The organism is Micromonospora sp. WMMD1219 (genome assembly GCF_049315215.1).
In the GTDB taxonomy this organism is placed as follows: domain Bacteria; phylum Actinomycetota; class Actinomycetes; order Mycobacteriales; family Micromonosporaceae; genus Micromonospora; species Micromonospora tulbaghiae.
Window position 1 is genome coordinate 3,321,659 of the sequence record NZ_CP186057.1, and the last position, 15,799, is coordinate 3,337,457.

13 protein-coding genes and 2 tRNA genes are annotated in these 15,799 nt (G+C 71.4%); 10 read left to right on the forward strand and 5 right to left on the reverse strand.

Features of this window, described 5'->3' with window-relative positions; genetic code table 11:
* Nucleotides 1–9 precede the first annotated feature (9 nt).
* The 3 genes from ACN27C_RS16075 to ACN27C_RS16085 all read left to right on the forward strand — a co-directional run bounded on the left by ACN27C_RS16075 (nucleotide 10) and on the right by ACN27C_RS16085 (nucleotide 6,154).
* Complete coding sequence (locus tag ACN27C_RS16075) at nucleotides 10–2,847, forward strand: RICIN domain-containing protein (protein WP_422751506.1); 2,838 nt, start codon at nucleotides 10–12, stop codon at nucleotides 2,845–2,847.
* A 17-nt stretch (nucleotides 2,848–2,864) separates the two neighbouring features.
* Entirely contained in the window at nucleotides 2,865–4,973 is a 2,109-nt protein-coding gene (locus ACN27C_RS16080) for a ThuA domain-containing protein (RefSeq protein ID WP_422751507.1), read from the forward strand.
* Nucleotides 4,974–5,146: 173 nt separating this feature from the next.
* Nucleotides 5,147–6,154: a sugar phosphate isomerase/epimerase family protein gene (locus tag ACN27C_RS16085; protein ID WP_422751508.1), complete on the forward strand. Its 1,008-nt coding sequence runs from the start codon at nucleotides 5,147–5,149 to the stop codon at nucleotides 6,152–6,154.
* A gap of 129 nt (nucleotides 6,155–6,283) precedes the next feature.
* Here the strand turns inward: ACN27C_RS16085 and ACN27C_RS16090 are convergent, their stop codons facing one another.
* A complete protein-coding gene (locus ACN27C_RS16090; RefSeq protein ID WP_422751509.1) occupies nucleotides 6,284–7,468 on the reverse strand; it encodes an ROK family transcriptional regulator in 1,185 nt (394 codons plus the stop codon).
* 96 nt (nucleotides 7,469–7,564) lie between these two features.
* Entirely contained in the window at nucleotides 7,565–7,960 is a 396-nt protein-coding gene (locus ACN27C_RS16095) for a hypothetical protein (RefSeq protein ID WP_120568566.1), read from the reverse strand.
* Nucleotides 7,961–8,228: 268 nt separating this feature from the next.
* On the opposite strand from ACN27C_RS16095, the gene ACN27C_RS16100 reads away from it, so the two are divergent.
* From ACN27C_RS16100 to ACN27C_RS16120, 5 genes are all read left to right on the forward strand, one after another.
* Nucleotides 8,229–8,301, forward strand: a tRNA-Asn gene (locus tag ACN27C_RS16100).
* Nucleotides 8,302–8,477: 176 nt separating this feature from the next.
* Nucleotides 8,478–10,613: an MMPL family transporter gene (locus ACN27C_RS16105; protein ID WP_422751510.1), complete on the forward strand. Its 2,136-nt coding sequence runs from the start codon at nucleotides 8,478–8,480 to the stop codon at nucleotides 10,611–10,613.
* Nucleotides 10,606–11,841 (forward strand): NAD(P)/FAD-dependent oxidoreductase, encoded by a 1,236-nt coding sequence (locus ACN27C_RS16110; RefSeq protein ID WP_422751511.1) that lies wholly within the window; start codon nucleotides 10,606–10,608, stop codon nucleotides 11,839–11,841. The genes ACN27C_RS16105 and ACN27C_RS16110 overlap by 8 nt, the downstream gene beginning before the upstream one ends.
* Nucleotides 11,842–11,961: 120 nt before the next feature.
* Nucleotides 11,962–12,038 (forward strand) — tRNA-Ile (locus ACN27C_RS16115).
* A gap of 206 nt (nucleotides 12,039–12,244) precedes the next feature.
* Nucleotides 12,245–12,607, forward strand: a complete 363-nt coding sequence (locus ACN27C_RS16120; RefSeq protein ID WP_358172351.1) for a hypothetical protein — start codon at nucleotides 12,245–12,247, stop codon at nucleotides 12,605–12,607.
* On the opposite strand, the gene ACN27C_RS16125 is transcribed toward ACN27C_RS16120, so the two are convergent.
* The gene (locus tag ACN27C_RS16125) at nucleotides 12,604–13,278 is read right to left on the reverse strand and encodes an HAD family hydrolase (protein WP_422751512.1); all 675 of its coding nucleotides are present in this window, start codon (nucleotides 13,276–13,278) and stop codon (nucleotides 12,604–12,606) included. The genes ACN27C_RS16120 and ACN27C_RS16125 overlap by 4 nt on opposite strands.
* Nucleotides 13,279–13,377: 99 nt before the next feature.
* Nucleotides 13,378–13,758, reverse strand: a complete 381-nt coding sequence (locus ACN27C_RS16130; RefSeq protein WP_422751513.1) for a hypothetical protein — start codon at nucleotides 13,756–13,758, stop codon at nucleotides 13,378–13,380.
* A 644-nt stretch (nucleotides 13,759–14,402) separates the two neighbouring features.
* On the opposite strand from ACN27C_RS16130, the gene ACN27C_RS16135 reads away from it, so the two are divergent.
* Nucleotides 14,403–14,717 (forward strand): hypothetical protein, encoded by a 315-nt coding sequence (locus ACN27C_RS16135; protein ID WP_422751514.1) that lies wholly within the window; start codon nucleotides 14,403–14,405, stop codon nucleotides 14,715–14,717.
* Nucleotides 14,718–14,796: 79 nt separating this feature from the next.
* Here the strand turns inward: ACN27C_RS16135 and ACN27C_RS16140 are convergent, their stop codons facing one another.
* Nucleotides 14,797–15,270 carry a hypothetical protein gene (locus ACN27C_RS16140; RefSeq protein WP_422751515.1) on the reverse strand — a complete coding sequence of 158 codons (474 nt, stop codon included), beginning with the start codon at nucleotides 15,268–15,270 and terminating at the stop codon, nucleotides 14,797–14,799.
* A 73-nt stretch (nucleotides 15,271–15,343) separates the two neighbouring features.
* Here ACN27C_RS16140 and ACN27C_RS16145 point away from each other — a divergent pair, with 73 nt between their 5' ends.
* Nucleotides 15,344–15,784, forward strand: coding sequence for a hypothetical protein (locus ACN27C_RS16145; RefSeq protein ID WP_393157116.1), 441 nt, complete (start codon nucleotides 15,344–15,346; stop codon nucleotides 15,782–15,784).
* Nucleotides 15,785–15,799: the final 15 nt, after the last annotated feature.

Sequence of the window (15,799 nt, forward strand, 5' to 3'; positions counted from 1 at the left end):
CAGCACAGCATGTCCAGCCACCCCCACCACCCCCGTGCCCGGCGACCGATCGCCGCTGCCGCAGCGCTGCTGCTCGCGGCCACCGCCGGCACCGTCACAGTGGCCGCGGCGTCCGTCCCGGCGTCCGCCCACCCGATCCCGGCGAGCGACTTCCAGCAGGTCGAACTCGCCCGCGGTGTCGCCGAGACCGGCGAACCGATGTCGCTCGCGGTGCTGCCCGACCGGTCGGTCCTGCACACCGCCCGCAACGGCACGCTGCGCCGCACCGACGCGGCCGGCGCCACCACAGTCGTCGGCACGCTGCCGGTCTACACCCACGACGAGGAAGGGCTCCAGGGCGTCGGCGTCGACCCCGGCTTCGCCTCCAACCGGCACATCTACCTCTACTACGCCCCGCCGCTGTCCACCCCGGCCGGGGACGCCCCCGCCACCGGCAGCGACTTCTCCGCCTGGCAGGGCGTCAACCGGCTGTCCCGGTTCACGCTCAACGCCGACTTCACGCTCAACCAGGCCAGCAAGGTCGACGTGCTCGACGTACCGGCCGACCGGGGGCTGTGCTGCCACGTCGGCGGCGACATCGACTTCGACGCCGCCGGCAACCTCTACCTGTCCACCGGCGACGACACCAACCCGTTCGACTCCGCCGGCTACGCGCCGATCGACGAGCGCACCAACCGCAACCCCGGGTACGACGCGCAGCGCAGCGCCGGCAACACCAACGACCTGCGGGGCAAGATCCTGCGGATCAAGGTGAACGCCAACGGCACGTACTCGATCCCGGCCGGCAACCTCTTCGCCCCCGGCACCGCGCGGACCCGCCCGGAGATCTACGCGATGGGCTTCCGCAACCCGTTCCGGATCAGCGTCGACAAGGCCACCGGCGTCGTCTACGTGGGCGACTACGGGCCGGACGCCGGCACCACCACCGCCCGCGGCCCGTCCGGGCAGGTCGAGTTCAACCGGGTCACCGGGCCCGGCAACTACGGCTGGCCGTACTGCACCGGCACCAACACGGCCGCCGAGACGTACGCCGAGTGGGACTTCGCCACCGGCACCGCCGGCCCGAAGTTCAACTGCACCGGCGGCCCGACGAACAACTCGTTCCGCAACACCGGCCTGGCCACGCTGCCTGCGGCGAAGCCGTCCTGGATCCGCTACGCCGGTGACGCCGGCAGCCCGCCCGAGTTCGGCGGCGGCTCCGAGTCGCCGATGGGCGGCCCGGTCTACCGGTACGACGCGGCGAACCCGTCCACCACGAAGTTCCCGCAGTCCTTCGACGGGCAGTTCTTCGCCACCGAGTTCGGCCGGGGCTGGATCAAGCCGATCCACGTCAACGCGGACGGCTCACCCGGCACCATCGACAGCTTCCCGTGGACCGGCAAGCAGGTGATGGACTCGGCGTTCGGCCCGGACGGCGCGTACTACGTGCTCGACTACGGCACCGGCTACTTCAACGGCGACGCCAACTCGGCGCTGTACCGATTCGACTACCTGGGCGGCGCCAACCGCGCCCCGGTGGCCCGCGCCGCCGCCGACCGGACCTCCGGCGCCGCGCCGCTCACCGTGACGTTCTCCTCGGCCGGCTCGTCCGACCCGGAGGGCGGCGCGCTGACGTACGCCTGGACGTTCGGCGACGGCGGCACCTCCACCGCGGCGAACCCCTCGCACACCTACACCGCGAACGGCAGGTACACCGCCACGCTCACTGTGCGCGACCCGCAGGGCGCCACCGGCACCGCCAGTGTGACGGTCACCGTGGGCAACACCGCGCCGACGGTGGTGATCGAGACGCCCGGCAACGGCAAGCTGTTCTCCTTCGGCGACACGGTGCCGTTCCGGATCACCGTCACCGATCCGGAGGACGCCACGATCGACTGCACGAAGGTCAAGATGACCTACGTGCTCGGCCACGACCAGCACGGCCACCAAATCACCTCGGCGACCGGCTGCACCGGCTCGATCGCCGTGCCCGTCGACGGTGAGCACGACGACGCGGCGAACATCTTCGCCGTCTTCGACGCCGAGTACACCGACTCCGGCGGCCTCACCACCCACACCCAGCACACGCTCCAGCCCCGGCACCGGCAGGCCGAGCACTTCAGGACGTCGTCCGGGATCAACACGTTCGACAAGGCCACCGCCGAGGGCGGCAAGACCGTCGGCGACATCCACAACGGGGACTGGATCGCGTTCCAGCCGTACCTGCTGGCCGACGCCACCGGGTTCACCGCCCGGGTCTCGTCCGCCGGGGCCGGCGGCACGCTCCAGGTACGGGCCGGCTCGGCCACCGGCACCGTGCTCGGCTCGGCCACCGTCCCGGTCACCGGCGCCTGGGACACGTTCACCACAGTCACCGGCACGATCACCGGTCCGCCGGCCGGCACCACCACGCTCTACCTGACGTTCGCCGGCGGCACCGGGGCGCTCTACGACCTGGACGCGTTCACGCTCACCACGTCGGCCGTCCGCACCGGCCCGGTGAAGGGCCTGGCCGGCAAGTGCCTGGACGTCCGCAACGCCGCCACCGCCGACGGCACCCAGATCCAGCTCTACACCTGCAACGGCACGACGGCGCAGTCGTGGACCGTGACGCCGAACGCCACAGTGAAGGCGCTCGGCAAGTGCCTGGACGTGTCCGGCGGCGCCAGCGCGGACGGCACGAAGATCCAGCTCTACACGTGCAACGGCACGGGCGCGCAGAACTGGTCCGCGCAGGCCGACGGGACGCTGCGCAACCCGCAGTCGGGCAAGTGCCTGGACGTGTCCGGCAACAACTCCGCCGACGGCACGGCGGTGCACCTGTGGACCTGCACCGGCGCGGCGAACCAGCGCTGGACCCTGCCGTGAGGATGAAGGAGAACCAGATGAAACTCGTGCGTACCGCACTGGGGGCGGTGACCGCCGTCCTCGCCACCATCGCCTGCACCGTCCCCGCGGGCCCGGCCGCCGCCGCCGACGCCCCCTACGACGTGCTCGTCTTCTCCAAGACCGCCGGCTTCCGCCACGACTCCATCGCGGTCGGCACGCAGGCGGTGCGCGAGCTGGGCGCGGCGAACAACTTCACAGTCACCGCGACCGAGGACGCCGCCCAGTTCACCACCGCCAACCTGGCCCGCTTCGAGGCGGTGATCTTCCTCAACACCACGGGGGACGTCCTGAACGCCACCCAGCAGTCGGCGTTCGAGGCGTACATCGGCGCCGGCGGCGGGTACGTCGGCGTGCACTCCGCCGCCGACACCGAGTACGACTGGCCGTTCTACGGCAACCTGGTCGGCGCCTGGTTCGCCTCCCACCCGGCCATCCAGCCGGCCGTCGTGAAGGTGGAGGACCGGGCGCATGCCGCCACCGCGCACCTGCCGCAGCGGTGGAACCGCACCGACGAGTGGTACGACTACCGCACCAACGCCCGCTCCACCGCGCACGTGCTGGCCAGCCTGGACGAGTCCACGTACTCCGGTGGCTCGATGGGCGGCGACCACCCGCACGCCTGGTGCAAGACGTACAGCGGCGGCCGGTCCTTCTACACCGGCGGCGGCCACACCCAGGCGTCGTACTCCGACGCGGCGTTCCGGTCGCACCTGCTCGGCGGCATCCGCTACGCCGCCGGGCGCACGAAGGCCGACTGCCGGCCGGAGACCGGCTACACCGCGCTCTACAACGGCGGCACCACCGGCTGGTCGCAGGCCGGGCCGGGCAGCTTCACCAACGCCGACGCCACGCTCACCTCGGTCGGCGGCATGGGCCTCTACTGGTACAGCGCCAAGCAGTTCACCAACTACTCGCTCAAGCTGGACTGGCGGCTGGCCGGTGACGACAACTCCGGCGTGTTCGTCGGCTTCCCGCCGTCGAGCGACCCGAACTCGGCGGTGAACAACGGCTACGAGATCCAGATCGACCCCACCGACGCGGCCGACCGCACCACCGGCGCGATCTACGGCTTCAAGTCCGCCGACCTGGCGGCCCGGGACGCGGCGCTCAACCCGGCGGGGGAGTGGAACACCTACGAGATCCTGGTCGAGGGAGAGCGCCTTCAGGTCTTCCTCAACGGCGTACGCGTCAACGACTTCACCAACACCGACCCGGTGCGGTCACTCGCCGGGCACGTCGGCATCCAGAACCACGGCACCGGCGACGACGCGTCGTTCCGCAACATCCGGATCAAGGAACTCGGCGGCACGCCGCCGCCGACCGGCAACACCACCGTCCAGGCCGAGGCGTTCGGTTCGGCCAGCGGCGTCAGCGCGTACCCCAAGGCCGGCGCCAACGGCGGCCAGACCCTGGGGTACGTGGACCCGGGCGACTGGGCCGCGTACCCGGGGCTGGACCTGACCGGTGTGACGTCGCTGCGCGCCCGGGTGGTGTCCGGTGGCCCGGGCGGCACGCTCCAGGTGCGGACCGGCTCGCCGACCGGCCCGGTGCTCGGCCAGGTGGCGGTGCCGAACACCGGTGGCTGGACCACGTTCGCCGATGTGAGCACCGCGCTCACCGGCGTGCCGTCCGGTACGCAGACGGTGCACCTGACGTTCACCGGCAGCGGCTCCGGGCTGTTCGACGTCGACGACTTCACGCTGGTCCGCTCGACCGGCACCGGCGGTGCGGGCCCGGTCAAGGGCCTGGCCGGCAAGTGCCTGGACGTGCGCAGCGGATCGTCGGCGGACGGCACCCAGATCCAGCTCTACACCTGCAACGGCTCGACGGCGCAGTCGTGGACGGTGACGCCGAACGGGCCGGTGAAGGCGCTCGGCAAGTGCCTGGACGTGTCCGGCGGTGGCAGCGCGGACGGCACGAAGATCCAGCTCTACACGTGCAACGGCACGGGCGCGCAGAACTGGTCCGCGCAGGCCGACGGGACGGTACGCAACCCGCAGTCGGGCAAGTGCCTGGACGTGTCCGGCAACAACTCGGCCGACGGCACGGCGGTGCACCTGTGGACGTGCACCGGCGCGGCGAACCAGCGCTGGACCCTGCCCTGACGGAGGCCATAGAGTGGAGGCGGCGACCGCGAGGTGGCCGGTGACCCGGCGGGAGGCGCAGCCCGCCCGGGAGCAGACGCTCCGGCGTCCACCGGTTCCCACGCGCCGCCGCCTCCGGTCGTCCTCGCCCCGGTCCGCGACGGAATCCCCCATCACCACAGGGGAGAAGGACAATGGCGCGACCCATCACGCTCTTCACCGGCCAGTGGGCCGATCTGCCGTTCGACGAGGTCTGCCGGCTCGCCGCCGAGTGGGGCTACGACGGGCTGGAGATCGCCTGCTGGGGCGACCACTTCGAGGTGGACAAGGCGCTCGCCGACGACTCGTACGTGGAGCGCAAGCGGGCCACCCTCGCCAAGCACAACCTCCAGGTGTTCGCCGTCTCCAACCACCTGGTCGGGCAGGCCGTCTGCGACCACCCGATCGACGAGCGGCACCAGGACATCCTGCCGGCCCGGATCTGGGGCGCCGGCGAGCCGGAGGGCGTGCGGCAGCGGGCCGCCGAGGAGATCAAGGACACCGCGCGGGCGGCGGCGAAACTCGGCGTGAACACCGTCGTCGGCTTCACCGGCTCGTCCATCTGGCACACGGTGGCGATGTTCCCGCCGGTGCCGCCGGCCATGATCGAGCGCGGCTACCAGGACTTCGCCGACCGGTGGAACCCGATCCTGGACGTGTTCGACGAGGTGGGCGTGCGGTTCGCGCACGAGGTGCACCCCAGCGAGATCGCCTACGACTACTGGACCACGAAGCGCACGCTGGAGGCGATCGGGCACCGGGAGGCGTTCGGGCTCAACTGGGATCCGTCGCACTTCGTCTGGCAGGAGCTGGACCCGGTGAACTTCATCTTCGACTTCGCCGACCGGATCTACCACGTGGACTGCAAGGACGCGAAGGTCCGTACCGGGGACGGGCGGCGCGGCCGGCTCTCCTCCCACCTGCCCTGGGCCGACATGCGGCGCGGCTGGGACTTCGTCTCCACCGGTCACGGCGACGTGCCGTGGGAGGACTGCTTCCGGGCGCTCAACGCGATCGGCTACGACGGCCCGATCTCGGTCGAGTGGGAGGACGCCGGCATGGACCGCCTGGTCGGCGCGCCGGAGGCGCTCCAGTTCGTCCGCCGCCTGGCCTTCGACGCCCCCAGCGCCGCCTTCGACGCCGCCTTCAGCACCCGCGACTGACCCACCCTCGCCCTCGCCCTCGCCCCTTCCCGCCCCCGCGATCTTGCAGTTGTGGCCCTCCCAAAAGGGGTGTAACCGACATCCCGCAGGCCGAAACTGCAAGATCGCCGAGGTGGGAGGCGGGGTGGGCTAGCGGGCGGCGTAGGTCTGGGTGCTGACCAGGTGGGCCGCGCCGATCAGGCCCGCGGTGTCGCCCAGGTCGGACAGGACGATCGGCATGCTGCCGGTCGCCAGCGGCGTGGACCGCCGGTAGACCACGCCCCGGATCTCGGCGAGCAGGACCGGCCCGATCCCGGCCGGCGCGCCGCCGATGATCACGATGGCCGGGTTGACGAAGCTGACCAGCCCGACCAGCACCCGTCCGAGCCGGCGGGCGGCGTCGCGCACGAGCGTCTGCGCCGCCGCGTCGCCCTCGGTGGCCGCCGCCGCCACGTCGGCCACCGACAGCGTCCCGGCCGCGGCCAGCCGGTCCGCCAGCGCCGCCGAGCGCCCGGCCCGCGCGGCGCTCACCGCCTCCCGCACCAGTGCGACATCCCCGCAGTACGCCTCGACGCACCCGTTGTTGCCGCAGCCGCACAGCGGCCCGTCCTCGGTGAGCTGGAAATGGCCGATGTCGCCGGCCCCGCTGGCCGCGCCCCGGTAGAGCGAGCCGGCGAGCACCAGCCCGCAGCCGATCGCCTCGCCCAGCTTGACGTAGAGGAAGTCGTCGAACGGACGGCCGGTCCCGGCGTGCCGTTCGCCGAGGGCCATCGCGTTGGCGTCGTTGTCCACCTGCACCGGGCAGCCCAGCTCCGCGGCGAGCGTGTCGCGTACCGGGAAGCGGTGCCAGCCGGGCAGGGCCGGCGCGGAGACCGGCGAGCCGTCGCGGACCTCGACCGGCGCGGGCAGCGCGACGCCGACGCCGGTGAGCGAGGACAGTCCTGCCTCGACGCGCAGCTTGCCGAGCAGTTCGACGATGCGCCCGACCACGACGTCCGGGCCGAGCCGGACGTCCACCGGCTCGTCGTGCCGGGCGAGCGGGTTCAGTTCGCCGTCGGTGAGCGCGACCCGCAGGAGACCGTCGCCGACGAGCACCGCGCCGAACCGGACCTGCGCGCCGACGCGCAGCAGCGACGACCGACGGCCACCCCGCGACGCGGCCGGCCCGGCGCTCTCCACCAGGCCGAGCGTGGTCAGCCGGTCCACCTCGGCGGCGAACCGGGCCCGGGGCAGGCCGAGGAGGTCGGCCAGCTCGACCCGGGAGCGTGGGCCGTCGTCGCGCAGCAGGCGCAGCAGCCGCGCCTGATCCGCCGTCTCCGGTCCGACCATCGGCATGTGGTCACCTCCCCACCGAGAATGTGCCACATCCGTGCCCGCGCACACGGGAGCGGGCCGGTCACCCGGAGGTGACCGGCCCGCTGTCCGCTTGCGTCAGAGCGTGTTGCCGGTGGACGGCTTGCTGCTCGTGCCGGTCGTGGTCGACCCGGTGGAGCTGGTCGAGCCGGTCGAGCCCGTGCCGTTGGCGCTGCGGCTGCCGACCGCGGCCGGCGTACCGGCGAACGGCTTGTCGGCGTCGGTCATGCCCTGCTTGCCGCCGTTGCCGGTGGCGAGCTTCTCACCGATCTTGGTCTGCCCCAGCTTGTCCTTGCCCTCCGAGTAGAGCCGGGTCGCCTGGGCCTGCGCGACCCCGGCCGCCTCCTGGACGGTCGGGTGGTCGAGCACCTTGCGCCCGCGGACCACCAGCTCCTCGTACTTCTCCCGGCCGGCACGGGCGCCCAGGACGAATCCCGCAGCCAGCCCGCCAAGAAACATGATCTTTCCGCGCATGGCGGCTCCTTCCGTACCTGACGCTCTCGCCGGTCTCCGCCAGCTCGGCGGAATGACCGTCTCGCGCCTGCGTTCTCTGTCGACGGCTAACTACCCATCCTGCTCTCCGCTCATACCTCCCTGTGCCGAGATGACGATTTGTCCGTAATTCTGGCGCGTCCGCCGGTCAGGTCCTCCTCCGACAACCCCCTGGCGCACCACCCCCCGATGTCCTGTACTCTTGTCCCCGTCGCACGGAGCGGAGAGATCCGAACCGAGCGGTGCACGGTCCCCTGTAGCTCAATTGGCAGAGCAGCCGGCTGTTAACCGGCAGGTTATTGGTTCGAGTCCAATCGGGGGAGCTTCGCTCCACGTCACGCCCGTCGGCATCGCCGGCGGGCGTTCGTCGTTCCCGCGCCCTCTGCGACGCCCGGCTGCCCGGTTTCCACCCGCGAGTCCTCGTTCGCCCGGCAGGATGGTCGGCGTCGACTTAGACTCCCGCTGCGTCGATTGATGCGTCGATTCGAGGACGGTGGAGATGGCCGCAGGACGCAGCCGCTGGACCGCGACGCTGATCGCGGTGGCGGTGGTGCTCGGCTGGCTGATCGTCGGCGGCATCGCCGGCCCCTACTCCGGCAAGCTCGGCGAGGTCTCCACCAACGACAACGCCTCCTTCCTGCCGGCCGACGCCGAGGCCACCCGGGCGCAGGACCTGGCCGCCGGATTCGTCGACCGGGAGACCACCCCGGCACTCGTGGTCTACGAACGGCCCGGCGGCCTCACCCCCGCCGACCAGCAGCGGATCCGGGCCGACGCGGCCCGCTTCGCCGAGGTGCCGGGCGTGGTCGGCCCGCTCCCGCCACCGGTCGTCAGCCAGGACAAGCAGGCCGCCCAGGTGATCGTGCCGATCGACAGCGCCGAGGGCGAACAGATCCGGTCCGTGGTGGAACGCCTGCGCGACATCGCCGGCCCGGACCGCGACGGGCTCACAGTCGACGTGGCCGGACCGGCCGGGCTGCTCGGCGACCTGATCGAGGTGTTCAGCGCGATCGACGGGCCGCTGCTGCTGGTCACGCTCACAGTGGTGCTGGTCATCCTGCTCGTCGTCTACCGCAGCCCGATCCTCTGGATCTTCCCGCTGCTGGCCGCCGGGATGTCGTACTCGCTCGCCGCCGTCTTCGTCTACCTGCTCGCCGACCACGACATCGTCAAGCTCAACGGGCAGGCGCAGGGCATCCTCACCGTGCTCGTCTTCGGCGCCGGCACCGACTACGCGCTGCTGCTCATCGCCCGCTACCGGGAGGAGCTGCACCGGCACGAGCGACCCTGGGACGCCATGCGGACCGCCTGGAAGGGCGCCGCCCCGGCCATCGTCGCCTCCGGCGCCACGGTCATCGTCAGCCTGCTCTGCCTGCTGCTGTCCAGCCTCAACTCCAACCGGGCGCTCGGCCCGGTCAGCGCCGTCGGCATCGCCGCCACGCTGCTGGTCATGCTCACGTTCCTGCCCGCGCTGCTGGTCCTCGGCGGCCGCTGGGCGTTCTGGCCCCGGCGACCCCGGTACGACCAGGCCGACCCGCGCACCGAACACGGCATCTGGGGGCGGATCGCCGGCTTCGTGGCGCGCCGCGCGCGTACCGTCTGGGTCGTCACCGCCGTGGTGCTCGCCGCCCTCGCGATCGGGGTGACCCAGCTCGGCGCCACCACGCTCGGCCAGTCCCAGCTGTTCACCCAGCGCACCGACTCGGTCGCCGGGCAGGAGGTCATCGACAGGCACTTCCCGGCCGGCACCGGCAGCCCCGCCACCATCTTCACCGCCCAGGCCACCGCGCGGCAGGTCGCCCAGGTGGCGCAGGGCGTGCCGGGCGTCGCCTCGGTGCTGCCGCTCGGCCAGCGGGGCGAGAACGCGCCGCCCGACCCGGACGCGCCCCCCAAGGTGGTCGGCGGGCGGGTCCAGCTCGACGTCACGCTCGCCGACCCGCCGGACAGCAACGGCGCCGAGCGGACCATCCGCGACCTGCGCGAGGCGGTGCACCGGGTACCCGGCGCCGACGCGGTGGTCGGCGGCTTCACCGCGATCAACGTGGACACCGCCGACGCCTCGGTACGCGACCGCGACGTCATCATCCCGGTGGTGCTGCTGGTCATCGCGGTCATCCTGGCCCTGCTGCTGCGCGCCCTCGTCGCACCGGTGCTGCTGATCGCCACCGTGGTGCTGTCGTTCCTGGCCACGCTGGGCCTGTGCGCGCTGCTGTTCCGGTACGTCTTCGACTTCCCCGGCGTCGACCATTCCTTCCCGCTGTTCGCGTTCGTCTTCCTGGTCGCGCTCGGCATCGACTACAACATCTTCCTGATGAGCCGGGTCCGCGAGGAGTCGGTCCGCCGCGGCACCCGCGCCGGTGTGCTCGCCGGACTGGCCGTCACCGGTGGCGTGATCACTTCCGCCGGCATCGTGCTCGCCGCCACGTTCTCCGCGCTCGCCGTACTGCCGCTCGTGGTGCTCGTCGAGCTGGGCGTGGCGGTCGCCGTCGGCGTACTGCTGGACACCGTCGTGGTCCGCTCGTTGCTGGTGCCCGCGCTCGCGTACGACATCGGGCCGAAGGTCTGGTGGCCGGGCCGGTTGTCGCGGTCGCACCGCGAGGGCGACCGGGCCGGGGCGGGGGTGGACAGTGCCTGACACGGACGTGGTGGTCGTCGGCGGCGGCCTGGCCGGTCTCGCCGCCGCGCGGCGGCTGCACCGCGCGGGCGTGCCGTGGCGGCTGCTGGAGGCGGGCGACCGGCTCGGCGGGCGGGTCGCCACCGACCGGGTCGACGGGTTCCTGCTCGACCGGGGCTTCCAGGTGCTCAACACCGCGTACCCGCGGCTCACCGGCCTGGTCGACGTCGGCACTCTCACGATGGGCTGGTTCACCTCCGGCGTGCTGGTCCGTCGTGGCGACCGGCTGGAACGCCTGGTCAATCCGCTGCGCGAACCCACCGGCGCACCCGGCACACTCACCTCGGGCATCGGGTCGCTGACCGACAGGTTGCGGTTCGCCGCGCTCGCCGCCGGCTACGCCACGGTGCCGGTCGGGCGGCTGCTCGACACGCCCGAGACCAGCGCCGAGAAGGCGCTGCGCCGGGCCGGGCTCTCCGACGCGATCATCGAGGAACTGCTCCGGCCGTTCCTGTCCGGCGTGCTGCTCGACCGCGAACTGGCCACCTCCAGCCACGTGCTCGCGGTCGTCATGCGCTCCTTCGCCCGCGGCCGCATCGGCCTGCCGGCCGACGGCATGCAGGCGCTGCCGAGGGCGCTCGCCGCGCCGCTGCCCGCCGAGCTGATCGAGCTGAACACCCCGGTCACCGAGGTCGCGCCCGGCCGGGTCCGCACCCCGTCCGGCGAGATCACCTGCCGCGCCGTCGTGGTCGCTGTCGACCCGCCCGCGGCGACCACGCTGTTGCCGGGGCTGCCACGGGTACGCATGCACGCGTACACGACCTACTACCACCGCACCGACACGGCGCCGCTGGACGAGCCGATCCTGCTGCTCGACGGCGACCGGCGCGAAATGATCGCCAACACGGTGGTGGTGAGCCGGGCCGCACCCACGTACGCGCCGGACGGCGAGCACCTGATCGCCACCTCCGTGGTCGGCCCGCAGGCCCCACCCGAACCGGTGATCCGGCGCGAACTGGACCGCCTCTACGGCCGCCCCACCGCCGACTGGACCCACCTCACCACAGTCGCCGTGCCGGACGCGCTGCCCGCCGCACCGCCGCCCCAGGGCCGGCTGCGCAAGCCGGTGGCGCTCGGCGACGGCCTGTACGTGGCCGGGGACCACCGCGACAGCCCGTCCATCCAGGGCGCGCTTGCCAGCGGATGGCGAGCGGTCGGCGCGGTCCTCGCGGACTTGCGGCGCGGGTGAGCCATCGGCGGGTAGCGCGTTGTTATCCTCGCGTTGCCCATCGTGCTGTCGCGGCCGTGTTTCCGCCCGGTAGGTGGTGGTCCGCGCAACGATCGGCGGGTTACGATCCGGCGCGGTCACGGGGCGGTAGCTCAGCCGGTTAGAGCAGGGGACTCATAATCCCTCGGTCGCGGGTTCGAACCCCGCCCGCCCCACCAAACGTTTCCCCTGGTCGTCCCTGCTGCCGGCGGTCGGGGGCCGATCGCGTCGAGGTCCGGTCCGACGCTCGACCAGGAAGCGGGGGAGCGGCACCGACCGGCGTTGGTGCGTCTTTTTCTGATCCCAAGGCCGCAGGTTCGACTCCTGGCCAGGTACACAGGTACTCCCCTTCGGACATCAAGGGCGGTTGATGCACTCCGCGCCCATGGAGAAGCGCTACGCCGTAGCCGCCCTGGCCCTCGCAACGCTTCTCGCCGGCTGCACCAGCGATGCGTCACATGACGAGCAGATGGAGTACCTACGCACGATGGCTCAGCGTGGGGCCGAGCTGCATGCCGTGGAGAAGAGCCGGCCATCGGGATCTCCCGGCGACGCGGAAGAGTGTTCCGACTCCTACGAGAATATCTACGGTGGACTCAACGGCCACGACGCGCCCCACGTCGGGAACTACGACGAAAAAGTCGCCTTGGTGAAGGAAGGCCGGCGTCTGTTCATGGAGAGCTGTATGAGCGGCACGCCGTCGTCGGCACAAGAAGCTTCACGTGAGCCCCGGCGACAGAACTCCTAGGACGGAACCTGGGCAAGCCTGAGCACGTGTTCGAAGCCGCGTTTCTGCGCGGGCGAATCCACCATCGGCAGGATCAGCGCTGGTATGCCGGCGGAAACCGATCCGCTGTCGCCGGCGGGATGATCACCGACCATCAGGGTCTGGCCCGGTGTGGCATGGAGGGCTTTGAGGGCGGCGCCCCAGATGCGAGGGTCCGGTTTGACGAAGCCGACCTCGTAGGACAATACGAACGCATCGACATGGCCGTCGAGTCCGTGCCGCGCGAAGCATTTGCGGATGTCCCAGCCGACGTTGCTGACGACGCCGATGCGAATACCGCTGTCACGCAATGCGGACAGGGTGGCGACGGTGTCGGCGTACGGCTCGATCGCTTCGGCGTGTGTTTCGTGCAAGACCGATGCCAGCGCCTGGTCCACCCCAGGAATCTGCTCCAGCACGGCGCGGATCGCCCGATCCCAGACTCGCGGATCCAGATCTCGGGCAATGTGGGCCGGATCCGTGGCCGTCTCCAGCAACAGTTTCGCGAAGTCGCCGGCAATGCGGTGCGGCTCGCCGGCAGCCAAGGTCCGGTCGATCGATGCCGCCGCGTTGCCCACCCAGCGCTCCGAGTCCCTGGCGAACAGAGTCCAGGCGAAGTCGAACAGCACCGTCGTCACGGGCTCAGCGGTCATCGCAGCACCCTAGATCAATGCGATGAGTTCTGTGGGCCGCGACGCAGTGAGTCCGCCAGCCCTGCCGCCCCACCACGCGAAACGCCCTGCTCAGCCGCGCTACCAGTACCTGCCGCAGGTCGGCTCGAGCTTGTCGACCGCGCTCTCCAGGTCGCCCGTGTCGCTCGCCATCTTCACGATCGCTTCCGCATATTCGAGCTTGGGCTTGATCGAGCGGACTTCGACGCCCTTCAGGCCTGCGGCCACGGCGAGCGCCCTGAAGTTGCTCCGCAGCGTGCGATCCGACTGCTCACCGGCCACCCCGTTCGCCACCGCCTCGAGGTTGACCAACCGGGTGGACGCCTCCGCCCGGGCGTTGACGAGCTCGGCCTCCACTGTTGAACTGGAGGCGACCCCGACCAGGGTGATCAGCCCGGCGATGGCCTTCTCCAGCGGACCCCTGACGGTCGTGCAGGCCGCCTTGTTGCTGGTGGTAGCCACTTGCGTGGCCTTCCTGCTCGTGGGCGCCGCCGCGGGGGCCGTCGAGGACCGGGGGGTTCCGGAGGACCGTGGGGTTCCCGAGGGCCGGGGGGTCGGCGACGGCTTGGGTGTGAGGCTCGGTGTGACCGTCGGTGCCGTGGGTGTCGGGATGGGTGACTCCGTGGAGGTGCTCGCCGCCACCGCCGTGGGTGTGCTCGGCATCTCGTCGGCGCGGCCACACGCCGAGGCGGTGAGCAGCATCGCAGCGATCGCCACGCAGAGCCCGAACCGTCGTACCGTCACGTCGTACCCCATCTCACGATCTTGCGGGAGCGTGACGATACATGGCGGACGCAGTGGCGACCATCAACTGGCTGGACCGGCTGCCCGGGGCAGTCACTTGCCGACGAAGGGCTGAGGAGCGCTACGAGATGCCGAGAGGTGCTTCGCTGTAGCAGCAGGCCGTCCGTCCCGGTCATTCGGCTGCGGTGCGAGTGGAACTCGGCCAGCCAGGCCGCTGAACCGCCCCTCTGCACGTCCATTCGAGGTCGAGAGCACAGCGAGAAACGCGGGGTGTATGCGCAGCACCGGCAGATGATAGATCGGCTTCGCTGACCGTCATCGCCTGTCTTCCCAATCGCAACCCGAGTCGGCATGCTTGCCCGATGGAGAACCGGCACGCGTCGGCGCCGCTTGTCCTGCACCTGTATTGCAGGGTCGACGTGCTGGTGACCGATGCTGAGGCTCTTGCCGATCACGCAGTCGCCGAGCTGCGAGAGGCGGAGATCGACTGGTCTGCGGAAGACGACGACCTCGAATCGGCGGTGGGAGAGCTGCGGGGCAGCATCGCCGACTCGCTCGGGGCGGTAGTGGACATCAGCCGCCTGATCGAGGGTGTCCCGGGAGTCGAGTTCCGAGGCGGTTGGTGCCGGGCCGAGCCGGGGCCGCCGCGGGAGATCCCCGTTCCCGGAAGCCGGTAGCCGCCGGGGCCTGCCGGCGGGCGGTCCGCAGCCCGTGCGGCAAGAACCTGGCGGACGAGCGGTGGTAGAAGACGAGTGCTCAGGGCTTGGGCGCGACCTGGATGATGCTGCTACCACTGGCGGTCGTGTTGCCGTCGCCGATCACTGAGGTGACCAGGTCGTAGAAGCCCGGCTTGGCATCGGAGCCGATCACGATGGTGCTGGCGGGACGCTCGCCCGGAGTACCGGACGGCCGGACCGGTGTCGCCGTGAAGGTGACCAGCCCGGGCGCCGCCGAAGCGGCCTTCAGGTCGTCCACCTTGCCGTACGGGCCCATCAGCCGTGCGGTCAACTCGACCTGTGGCGAGGTGGAGCCGGGCTCGTCCGGGGACTCGACGGTCCACTGCACGGTCAGGGTCTGGCCCGGTTGGTACGGCCTGTCGACGTCCAGATCCTCGCAGCAGGTGTACGCCGGCGGCGGCACCTCCGCCACTGTCTCCGACGGTTCGGCGCCGCAGGCTGCCAGCAACGGAACGGCGAGGCAGCTGAGAAGGCGCAGGTGCGGCGAGTTCATGCGCAGGATCGTAGGCGGGGTTCGCCGCTGCTATGGGGCGGCGGAGAAATGTACAGCGGCCTATGGTTGCCGCGTGAACAGACGCCTGTGGGTGGTGTCGGTGCTGGCCGGGACCGCGCTGCTCGCCGTGCCGGTGACCGTCGTCGGCGTCCACGTGGCCCACCCGCGGAACGAGAGCGGATACCTGGTGCACCTCGAGCAGTACGGCGACCGGCAGAACGACAGGCCGCTGGCAGTGATGCCGCCGACCGCGGATCTGGTCGCCGAAGGCGACGCGGCGTGCGACTGGTTGCGCGAGCAGCCGTACGCGCTCTGGCGGCACGATCCGGAGTACCGCGAGCTTGTCGTCTACGAGCGCTACGTCCGGCAGGTCGAGAGCCGGCTGCCGGCCTGGGGCGATGAGCTGCCCGACCGGCGATCGGTGACGGGAGCCGCGTGGACCCACCTCTGCCCGGCGGAGTGGGAACTACGCCAGCCCCGCCGTAACCCCTTCGCCCCCAAGCCGCCGGACTGAACGTGCGGTGCCTTC